14 protein-coding genes are annotated in these 10,905 nt (G+C 25.9%); all 14 read left to right on the top strand.

The features are described 5' to 3' along the window. Positions 1-117: 117 nt before the first annotated feature. The 14 genes from ACRC28_RS00935 to ACRC28_RS00870 all read left to right on the top strand — a co-directional run bounded on the left by ACRC28_RS00935 (position 118) and on the right by ACRC28_RS00870 (position 10,594). Positions 118-1,530, top strand: coding sequence for a hypothetical protein (locus tag ACRC28_RS00935; RefSeq protein WP_438541580.1), 1,413 nt, complete (start codon positions 118-120; stop codon positions 1,528-1,530). Positions 1,531-1,804: 274 nt separating this feature from the next. Continuing rightward, on the top strand, positions 1,805-2,071 hold the full coding sequence (locus ACRC28_RS00930; protein ID WP_438541579.1) for a hypothetical protein: 267 nt from the start codon (positions 1,805-1,807) through the stop codon (positions 2,069-2,071). An 87-nt stretch (positions 2,072-2,158) separates the two neighbouring features. Further along, positions 2,159-2,530: a hypothetical protein gene (locus ACRC28_RS00925; protein ID WP_438541578.1), complete on the top strand. Its 372-nt coding sequence runs from the start codon at positions 2,159-2,161 to the stop codon at positions 2,528-2,530. A gap of 459 nt (positions 2,531-2,989) precedes the next feature. Beyond that, a complete protein-coding gene (locus ACRC28_RS00920) occupies positions 2,990-3,334 on the top strand; it encodes a hypothetical protein (protein WP_438541577.1) in 345 nt (114 codons plus the stop codon). A 58-nt stretch (positions 3,335-3,392) separates the two neighbouring features. After that, positions 3,393-3,587 carry a hypothetical protein gene (locus ACRC28_RS00915; protein WP_438541576.1) on the top strand — a complete coding sequence of 65 codons (195 nt, stop codon included), beginning with the start codon at positions 3,393-3,395 and terminating at the stop codon, positions 3,585-3,587. A 21-nt stretch (positions 3,588-3,608) separates the two neighbouring features. After that, entirely contained in the window at positions 3,609-4,823 is a 1,215-nt protein-coding gene (locus ACRC28_RS00910; protein ID WP_438541575.1) for a hypothetical protein, read from the top strand. 17 nt (positions 4,824-4,840) lie between these two features. Continuing rightward, positions 4,841-5,962, top strand: a complete 1,122-nt coding sequence (locus ACRC28_RS00905) for a hypothetical protein (protein WP_438541574.1) — start codon at positions 4,841-4,843, stop codon at positions 5,960-5,962. A gap of 342 nt (positions 5,963-6,304) precedes the next feature. Further along, on the top strand, positions 6,305-6,751 hold the full coding sequence (locus ACRC28_RS00900) for a hypothetical protein (RefSeq protein WP_438541573.1): 447 nt from the start codon (positions 6,305-6,307) through the stop codon (positions 6,749-6,751). 25 nt (positions 6,752-6,776) lie between these two features. Next, on the top strand, positions 6,777-7,133 hold the full coding sequence (locus ACRC28_RS00895; RefSeq protein ID WP_438541572.1) for a hypothetical protein: 357 nt from the start codon (positions 6,777-6,779) through the stop codon (positions 7,131-7,133). A gap of 225 nt (positions 7,134-7,358) precedes the next feature. Then, positions 7,359-8,222: a hypothetical protein gene (locus tag ACRC28_RS00890; RefSeq protein WP_438541571.1), complete on the top strand. Its 864-nt coding sequence runs from the start codon at positions 7,359-7,361 to the stop codon at positions 8,220-8,222. Between the two features lie 66 nt (positions 8,223-8,288). Continuing rightward, positions 8,289-8,696, top strand: coding sequence for a hypothetical protein (locus ACRC28_RS00885; RefSeq protein ID WP_438541570.1), 408 nt, complete (start codon positions 8,289-8,291; stop codon positions 8,694-8,696). A 103-nt stretch (positions 8,697-8,799) separates the two neighbouring features. Continuing rightward, positions 8,800-9,411 (top strand): hypothetical protein, encoded by a 612-nt coding sequence (locus tag ACRC28_RS00880; RefSeq protein WP_438541569.1) that lies wholly within the window; start codon positions 8,800-8,802, stop codon positions 9,409-9,411. Next, positions 9,404-10,084 (top strand): hypothetical protein, encoded by a 681-nt coding sequence (locus ACRC28_RS00875; RefSeq protein WP_438541568.1) that lies wholly within the window; start codon positions 9,404-9,406, stop codon positions 10,082-10,084. The genes ACRC28_RS00880 and ACRC28_RS00875 overlap by 8 nt, the downstream gene beginning before the upstream one ends. Positions 10,085-10,174: 90 nt before the next feature. Continuing rightward, on the top strand, positions 10,175-10,594 hold the full coding sequence (locus ACRC28_RS00870; RefSeq protein ID WP_438541567.1) for a phBC6A51 family helix-turn-helix protein: 420 nt from the start codon (positions 10,175-10,177) through the stop codon (positions 10,592-10,594). Positions 10,595-10,905: the final 311 nt, after the last annotated feature.

The following is a 10,905-nucleotide window of genomic DNA, read 5'->3' as shown; positions in this document are numbered from 1 at the left end:
TGATATATTACTAGAGATGTTAAAACACAATCCCAAAATAATGAATACTAGCTTATTCAGAGGGCATTTAAATGATATCAAGAAGTCATATGCAAGAAGAATTAAGAGTGGGCATAATTGATAAATGGTAACTATGAAGTTCTTTGTGGTAATGGATATGAGATGTTACAACATAGTATAGGAACGTTTAATGGTGAAGATACATTGTTAAATAAAAATGAGATATATACAACAAATTTTAAAAATGGTGTTGAGTTAATGGGGATAAGATCTCCACACGTTACAATGTCAAACATATTATTAACTAAGAATACATATAAAGAAAAAATAGATACATATTTTAACTCAACAAATGAGATAGTACATATAAATAGTGTTAAAGAAAATATATTATCGGTCTTATCTGGGTGCGATTATGATGGCGATCATATGATGGTTACTGATAATAAAATATTAATTGACATAGCTAAATTACATTATGACAAATTCCTAGTTCCTACTGATTGTATAGTGAATAAAAATAAAGTTGAATATAGTTTAACACCAGAAAGTAGATGTGAGCTAGATGTGAAAACTAGCGTGAATAAAATTGGTGAAATTATCAATCTATCACAATATCTAAATAGTTATTATTGGGATAGATTTAATAATAAAAGTTTAGGTGAGGACAAGCTAAAAAGATTATTTGAATTAATATGTGAGCTAGATGTTTTAAGCTGTATTGAAATAGATAAAGCGAAAAAGCCAAGTGTAGTAGATAGTAATGTAGCAATGGACAACATTAGAAAGGAAGCTATAGATATATTAGGAATCGATAAGATACACAAACCTCTATATTTTAAAGAGAAAAATAAAGAGGAAATTAAAACTCTAAAGAAGGAATTAAAAGAGAAAGAAAAAGAAGGGTTAGATGATAAGGAGATAGGAGATATTGAAAAAAAATTAGATATGTTAGAGGATATATATTTAAAATTTGATACAAGTCTTGACTATTTAATTGAAAAAATGAGATGTAGAAATTTCAAATTTAAAAATAAAATAAATGATATGACACCTATTGAAGCATTTTTTAAAGTCAATAAGGAGTGTTTAAATGTAGATACTAGCATAACTAAAAGTCTTGTCAATAATATTAACAAAATATCAGATGATTATTCTAAAAGAAATAAAAGTATTTATAGTGAACTTATTCAAGCAGAAGGTGGAGAAAGAGAGAAGTATATAAAGGAAATAGAAAAAAATAAAAATGAATATAACAATAAAATATCTAAGCTTAAATTAAAATCTACACAAATAGCTTCTATTATTTTCCTTATGGATAGAGATGCAAATAAAAATAAAGAAGGTAAGGAAGGATTTGAGAAAGCTAAAATAACTAAAGAAAAGAGAGCTTTATTCAACCTAATATATTTATCACATAAAAAAGAAGTGAAAAATATATTTAGAAATAATAAGAAAAAATTACCGAGGATAGAAGCAGATAAAGATGGCGATATAGATTTATTTGGAGTTAAATTTAAGGCTGTATAAATCAAGGGGGAAAATGGTACATTTTTTTTATACGAGTTTTCCGTTAAAAAACAGATTGGTGTTATGAAAAAAATGAAAATAAAAATCGAAAATGGCTTATTTACTTAGTTTGAGGGGTGTGATTTTAAAACCACTAAGGGGTGAAGAACTCCAATAGAGTTTAAAAATGTACTTGAATATTTATAAATAGTGATACTTAGTTGTGATTGCACACTTTAAAAGCAATCACTTTCCAACAAATATTAAAAAATAAATTAACAAAGGAGAAATTAAATTGAAGAAAAAAGAATTAATACAAGCTATGAGAGAAGGATTTGGAATTACTAAAGTGGAAGCAAAGAGAAGATTAGGTTATATAGATGACTTATTTTTATTAGTTGCAGAAGGTGAAGTAGGAACAAAGGTTAAACTTGGTAAATACATAAATGTAGAAAAGATACATAGTGAAGATAGAACAATGTGTGTTGCAGGAGAAGAAAGATTTATTGAAGGTAGAGATAAATTAGTTGTTAGAGCAACAGCAAAATGTAAAGAAATTTAATAGAGAAACTTATTGGATATGCACTCTTTAAAGCAATCCATACCATAAATAAATATTAAAAAATAAAAATGAAAGAAGGAATTTAAAATGATGAAAGTTAAGAATTTAGGAAGAATTGATGATGGAGAAAAATTAGCAGAGCTATTAGGTTATATGGAATTAGTGGACTTAGAAAATGATATTATGTGGACAGCAGAGGAAATGCTTAAAGAAGGAAAGTTAAGTAAATTCTGTGATAAACAATCTGATTATATTAGCAAGGAAATCTATAATATGTTGCCAGATTTAATGATGCTTGTTACATATAGAAAAGTATTAAGTTACATATTAGTTAAAGAGCTTGGAGTAAGTCAACTTATAGATACATTTGGAAAGCCAGAAGTGGTATTAGTAAATGCTAGTGGTGATGTTTTTATAGGTGCAGATAAGGTGAGAAAAGATATAGTTTATGAAGATTAAAAGATAACTATCCTTAATAGGGATAGTGAAACGGGTAGTAAACAATATTTATACCCTTACATTATAAGGGGCAGGTTAGAGAAGTTTGCTATTATGGAAAACATAACACCAAAACATGGAGGAATAAGCAAACTAAATAATACTTACTTTGAAAGCAGTAGATGAAGAAGAAAAGGTGATACACAGATTGTGTGTAGGAGGTCAATATAGGGATAACGACTTTTCAGTTCTGCAAAGAGGGTTCGTCCTAAGTATGAACGGTAAAAGGTTATCCCAAATGGATATATTTAGATTTATAGAATGAGTAAACATAGAGCAAATTAAGATAAAATAACAGCAAAATATGAATTGATTATGATAATAGAATGAGATAATTATGAGCTTATTATGAGTAGACTTAGATAACACTATGATAATAATTAATTGTGAAAGATTGAATAGAGAAAGGAATGAAAAAAGATGGAGAATTGTTTTACTACTAAAGATATAAAGTTAGTAAATTTTCTAATAAAAGAAAAAAATGAATTAATAAGAATATCATCAGTTGAAGATGAAGAGGGTAAGAGAAAATTTAAGTTTAAGAGAGATGAAAAGATAATAGATGATTTTAGATTCTATAAGAATAATAGAGAAAAGATTTTAAATTTAAGAAATAAAGATGTAACAAGTAAAGATATTCAGATAGTGAGTAGCATTATTAAATTAATGTATCACTTACAAAATGGATATGAATTAGTTGGAACAGAACCAGATAGACATAATCCTAAAAATAGAATTGTGTTTAAAATTGCTAAAGGATTATAGTAATAGTTCTTTAGCAAATAAATATTAAAAATAAATTGAAGTAAGGAAGGCATTTAAAATGATGGAAGTAAGATATTATCCAATTAAAAGTGTGGATATGGCTAAGATGATAAGGAATTTAACTGGACAAGAGTATAGAACTAAGAAGGATAGAGATAGTGATAAGCTAATTTATATGTTTAGAAAGACACCAGAGTTTAGTGAAACGTTATTCAAATTATCAGAATTAAAAAGATTAAGTAGAAATAAATAAAATTAAAAGGAGTGTATCATAATGGAAATAAAAAAAATAATTAGGAATGTAAAAAATAAATTTGTAAAAGTATCAAAAGAAATGGTGAGTGGAGAAAATAGTTTAATTAATACTATTGATGAAAAAGTATTATTAATTTGGGTTAATCTTAAAAGAGATGAAAGTATTGATGGGGTAGCTAAATTTACATTAAATGAATTAATAACTAGATGTGGATTAAAACCTAACAATAATAAAGGTAGAACTAATGATAAATTTAAAGAATTATTATTTAGATTATATGAATTAGATTACATAACTGGAATGAGTAAAGATATTAGAGAAGCAAAACCAAGTGAATTAATTGAAGTTAATTTAAAAGACTTTGATAAGAACTATTTTAAATTAGATTTAGAAGAATTTGATAAGATTATGAGTGATGAAAGTGGAAATAGCAAAAATAATTTATTAAAATTATTCTGCAATATTAAATCAAGAATATATAAAAGAAAGTCAGATGCAGAAATAATTGAAGGTAAATATGAGGTATGCTTTCCATCATATGCAATGATTTCTAGTGAAACTGGAATAAGTGATAATAATATAAAAAGATATCTTGATATATTAGTTGGATTAGACTTAATCAGATATAAAAAAAGTGGAACTATAGTAAATAAAGAGAATGGTAAAGCTAAAGATGGAGCTAATACATATGCTTTATTTAATGAAAATAGTGAAGAAGAGATAAAAAGTTCTATTAATCTTTATAAGAGCAAAGAAAGAGCTAAGGGGAATGTATTTAAAAACTCTAAAATAAGTAACAATGTTAAAAAGCTAGGTGGTAAAAAAGGAGCTATTAAAAAGAAGATTAATAGTGGTAAAGCAACTATTGAAGATCATAAAGAATTAGAAGAAATAGAAAGAAAATTAGCAGAATTAAGAAAACCAAAAGAAGATAAAAAAATAAAAGAAGTTAAAGTTGTAGAAGAAGTAAATGTTTTTGATATTTTAATGGAAGAAGATTTAAAGAGCTTTAATAATGAAATGCAAGATATAGTAGATAAACGATTACAAATGAATTTGGATATAGCTAATTCTTTAGAGCAGGCAGTTAAAGTATCAGCAAAGATAGCAATGGATAAATGTATTAAAAATGATTTTGATTTAGATGAAGTATTAAATGATGATAGCGATAATGAAATTGATAATGATTTTTTACTTGGATTAATAAGTAATGATGATGAATTAGAAGTATAGAAAGGTAGGAAAAACAAATGAAAAAAGAAATAATAAAAAAACAGAAATTTGAAGGAAAAGATGTAACATTTAGAATAGGAGAAACTACAAGTGAAGTATTAATTGATGATGTAGCTAGATTTTGTGGTTGGGAGAAAGTAGAGACCACAAGTGGTCGCCAGAAAAAATCTATCAGATGGAATAGAATTAATGAGTACCTAAAAGAATTAGGGGTTGATCATAAATGTAATAAAGATGATTATATACCAGAGTTTATTATGTATGCTTTAATTGGTAAGGCTAGAAATGAAAGAGCTACTAAGTTTATGCTTTGGGTAGGCACAGTATTAACAGAATTAAGAACTAAAGGTGTAGTTATATTAGAAAATGCTACTAAAGAAGCAATTAAATTTGAAGATAAATTTGGGAAGTATAGAATTAGAAAAACATTTTTAAATAGTAATGATGTAGCTAGAGAGTATAAAGAATTCTTAGAGCTATCAAAGGCTGAATGGAAGGCTAAGAGATTGAATAATTTTGATAGAGTAAAACTATCTAACTTAATTTGTAAGGGGTTAGAACAGAGATTAGATAGGGATAAAATTAAATTAAAACCTAGCGAGATGTTAGGGATGCAAGAATTGATAGCAGATATAAAATCAGATATTATTAAGTTAGAAAATAAAAAGAATGGTGGAATTAAAACACATCAATCAAAAGAAATAAAGAAATTAAAATGTGAGGTAAAGAAGTTTACTAGCATAGATAAGGATTTTATTGTGTGCAATTGTCATCCATTAAGTAATAATTATATGTACCAAGTTGGTGAAAATGGAACTATGGAAAAGACGAAAGCATATAAACAATGGATTAAATATTTTCCATATCATAATGTTCCAGATCTAACATATTGGATAGCAGAGGGAGTAGATTTTAGTAAGCCAGTTGAGTTATTTATGAATGTGGTTATAAAGGATAAATTTGATGTAGTTAATTTTGAGAAGAGTTTTATTGATATGATTTTTAATAGAATTTATAAGATAGATGATTATATTGTTAGATCACATCATATGAGAGAAGTTGGTAGAGTAGAAAATTTTGCAGATGGTAAGGTAGCTTTTTATATAAGAAATCTTGAACCAGCTGACATGATAGCATAGATTGAAGTAAGGAAGGTATAGAAGATGAACTATAAGGAAAAATTAGAATATGAGATAAATAAAATATTTACATGGACTGCAATAGGTATAATAATAGTCTATTTAATATTTAGATAGAAAGGAATTATTTAGAGATGAAGAAAGTATGTGATATGCAGAGTAGTTATGAGAGTGGCTACTCTTTTATTATGTAACTATATAGATTAAATAAATATTAAAAATTAATTGACAAAATATATTAAAAAAATATAAAAAACATGAATATTTTATGGTAAAAAAAGGAAATAAATAAAATGTGTAGAATTATATAATTAAAGAAAAATAAAAAAGGTGAGAATTAATATGAAAAATAATAGTTTAAGTTGGTTAGATGATTTTAGTAATAGGGGAATGGTAGATATTTCAAAAATAGAAGAAGCTTTTGATGTTATTTGTAATAAATTACGAGACGAATACGAAAGGAAGGGAATGGATAGTAATGTAATTATAAGAGACGAACAGTATATGCAATTAGATGAAGATACTGAAATTGACTTTGTAGTTGTAAATAACTGTGGAGTAAAATTTAAAGTATATAAAAATTCAAGTGTATATAAAGATGATACAGATTCAGAATTAGGTGAAAAGTATAATATTACTCTTATAAATGACAGTAATAAATATAAAATGTATATAAAGCATAATCGAGTAGAAGGTCAAGGATTTAAGAAATTACTGAAAGAATTTAATGAATTAACAACAGAGCGTGTTAGTGAGATTGTAGAGATATTAATAAACATTAATTTATAAAATGAAAAAAAGGGAGAGAATCAATATGAGTGGATTAGAAAAGAAATGGATTGAAGAGTTTGCAAATAGAAATGAGGAAAAGCCTAAGGGTAAAAAAATTAATATGGATGTAGTAGACGAAGCATTTGATATTATTGCTAACGAATTAAAAGAAGCTTATGAGAAAAAGGGTATTAATAGCAGGGTAGTTGAAAGGCGTAGAAGATATTTAAAATTAGATGATTACCATGAAATTGAGGTAAAAAAGCGTGGGGAATTTGAAGTAAATATTGAATTATATAAATCATCTAAAGAGGATAAATTAATTAAATGTTGCCATAGTATTTGCATTAAGAGCAAGGTAGATAAATGTGATGTATATATAGGTGAAGTTAGAAGATAGAACCCCTAATTTTACACCATTATATTCGGTAATTGATTTATCCGTAGATGATATTTGTAGATATGTTAATGACTTATTGCAGGTAAATTCAGATAAAAATAAAAAAATTGATGAAGAACTAGTTTAAATATAAGAGTCTAGATTAATTTCTAGGTTCTTTTAGTTGTTGATGATTAACATTCTTCTATGTTACAATATGAATAAATTGTAAAGCAGGGGGAGTTTATGGATAAATTTGAAGCGATAAAACAATTTAATATTAGATGGAATATTAAATTAGGTAATAAAGAAAAGTTTAAATTATTGAAAAATAGAATTAATGCACTATTAGGGGAAAAATTAAAAGGACTTATTTTTTCAGAAGAATTTGATTTAGAGTTTATTCAGATAATGGGAAGTAATAAAATACCAGTTAATAATATAGTAATAAGTGGGTTACCAGGATGGAATGAAGAAAGTAAAGTCTTAAGAAGGCTTATGGAGTATGAAAAAGAAATTGATTATTTTAGAGCAATACAGATATTATTTTTATCAAATCAGATAAAAGACGAACTTAAAGAGAATTTATGTAAAGAGATAACTAAAATAATAGAAGTATCTGGATATAGTAATATTGTTGGAGTAAAAAAAGATGATAAATATGGATATATTGTTTATCCAGAAGGGGAAGAGTTATTAGATAAAAAAGTAATAAATAGATGTTTAGAAGATATTGGGGAATATGAGACTGCATATAAACTGCTTATAAGTACACTTGAAAAATATAGTGATTCTAAAAATACAGATATTGAGAACGTTGAAGTTATTGATAATTTAAGAAAAGTTTTAGAAAATTATTTAAAGGACAAGTTTAATAATTCAAAGCAGAGTATCGATAGAATTTTAAAGGAAGATGTATGTAGATATTTAGATGGTAAAGACATTAACGTTAATATACGTAATATGTACGTTAATTTAGGTATGAGTATAGAGAAATTTAGTAATGAAAATACAAAGCATACGGCAAATTTAAATATAACAAAGCAAGAGGTTGAGTTATTTATATATTTAATAGGGACGTTAGTAAGATTTTTAGAGAACTTAGAGTAATCTAGGTTCTTTTATTATGCAAGTTTTAATATAAATAAATAATATTAAAATTTAAGGAGTTTAAGTATGAATTGTAAAATTTGTGATTATGAGATTATGTCAGAGGAAAAGGAAGAGTTTCATTATAAAGTGGTAGACAGAGTTCTATTTAAAATAAGTGAATATTGTAGGACAAAATTTAAAAAGAATATAAAATATGATGATGGTGACTTATATATAGGAAGATTTAGAATTATCAATGATATACAGTGTAATATTGCAGATAGGTCATCTTTAACAATAGAGAAAAGTGAAGAAGAATTAGAGTGGTCTATTACAATTACGCCAAGGCAAAAATATGATGTGGTTTTAAAGAGTAGAAATAAGAGGAAGGATGAGATAGAGTTAGCAAGTTTTAAATTTATAAGTGAAAAAGAAATAGCTTATTTTATTGATGAATTAATAATGAAAAATAATATAGATCTATTAGAATAAATATATTAAGAGTCTAGATTAATTTCTAGGTTCTTTTATTTGTTGATGGTTAATATTCTTCTATGTTACAATATGAATAAATTGTAAAGTAGGGGGATTTTAAATGGCACATGGACAATATATTGTTATTGAGAAAATAGAATTAGAAATCATAGAAGAGTGTTTGAAAAAAATGACTGAATCTAACTTTATAGATGATGAGAATTTATTTTTAGACCACGAAAAATTTGAAAATAATATTAAGAATGGAATAGTAATTGTAACTATGTTGAAAACATATTTAGATACATCTATAAGTTATATTTGTAATAATAGAAATATTAAAATTAAGCAGAATATTTTTCAAACGATAAAAGAACTATACAAAGAAAATGAAAGTGAATTACTAGATATAGAAGAAAAAACTGAATATAAGCTATTTGAGGAAATGAACAATATTAGGAATAATTTTATCCATTTTAAAAATAATTACTTAGGTGATTCTACTGGAATACCATTGAAAGGAAATGGAAATAGTAATTTTATTAGTGGAAAAGAATTATATAAATATTGTATTAAAAGTAAAATGAATGAGGTAATTAACGGTATTCAAAAATTAATCAAGGATATTGCAGAGCAATTTGGTTTTGTTGTAAATAATGAATGTAGAGGATTTATGTCAGATGGTAAAGATGGAAAAGTGTCTTACTTAATTGAGTGTGATAAAAATGAGTAGTGTTCTAGAATTAATTAGTGCTAGTGGAGCTATGTTAAGTGGAATAGGAACGTTAGTTAGTTGTGGAATAGCGCTCTATGTTTATAGAGCATCTAAAAAACCTAAATTATCATTAGACTATGAAATTATAAGAAGTGAGGAGGATAATTTAAGATTCGATAGAGAAGTATATTATACGGAAGAAGAATATTATAATGGAAAGCATGGATTCAATAGAACGGGACAAAGTTTTAATATTTATTTGGAAATAAAAAATATAAGTGATGTTCCAATAGAGAATTTAAGTATTGAATATGAAATTGAAATATTTACAGTTGAATTAAAATTTAAAGGTTCAGATAAAAGTGATTTTGAAGTAGTTGGAACTAGGTACTATAAAACAATATTAAAAGAAATGAATAAAGACTATTTACCACCAAATAAAAAGTTAAGAGATTATATTTTAGCAACTGGTGTTATATATAAATGTAAGATAAATATTAAAAATGTTAAATATGGAAATAAATTTATTAAAAGTAGAATGTACAAAAAGAAATTTACTTTGGTTACTTTTGATGTAAAGAACCTTATAGATTTAGGAGATTCAGTAGAGTCGAAAAGAATGGTTGGTGTACTAGGGGAAAATGATTGTAGAGAAGAGATTGCAATAGATTGGGAAGAGAGCTTAGATTAATTTCTAGGTTCTTTTATTATGCAGAAAAATAAAATTAGAAAATAAAAGTGTATAAGTGTAAGTGAGAATTTTGGAAGGAGGTGAGGTATTGTGAAGCTAGAAAAGAAACATTATGAAGCTATAGAATTAGAGCTAGAAGGTTGCAGTATATCGGAGATTTGTAGACGTGTTGGAATTAATTCAAGACAGACATATTATAATTGGAAGAAAGATAAGGATTATATATCTGCTCTGGATAAGGCTAGAGAGGATTTCCAAAAATCTACCAATAACTATATTAAGTCAAAAGCAACTAATTATATCAATAAGATAGAGGAACTTATAAGTAACCCTAAGACTAGTGAGAAAACTAAATCAGATTTACTTAAATATATGGTGAATAGAGCTTTAGGAGTACCTACTAGTAAGCAGGAAATACATAATATTGAAGAAGTAAAAGTTGATGAAGAATTTGATATGAGCCAGTTCCTTAAAGATGTAAAAGAATCTAATAAAGGCAGGGAAATATAACTCTAGGGATAGTATTTAAAATTTTGCTTTTAATGATTATTTATACAAATGTATATTAAATATTGCATAAATGGTGCATAAGTATGATGTATAAATAAGATGTAACACAATGGATTATGGAGTGCAAAGCTTTAAAGCATTGGTATTACTAGCTTAGAAGTTATTTGAAGGCTTGAATATCAATGTAACATAATAACCATTGTGTTACATAAGAAAAAATCAATGGGAAATAAATTTGGGAAATACTCTACATAAAAAATATAGTTTGAGTATTATTTATTAGGGGAGGAGTATTCTCTTTTTAGAGGATA

The organism is Clostridium sp., from assembly GCF_051650885.1.
Lineage (GTDB): Bacteria > Bacillota > Clostridia > Clostridiales > Clostridiaceae > Clostridium.
Note: the sequence above shows the minus strand (reverse complement) of the source record. Positions and strands in the feature narration are given on the sequence as shown.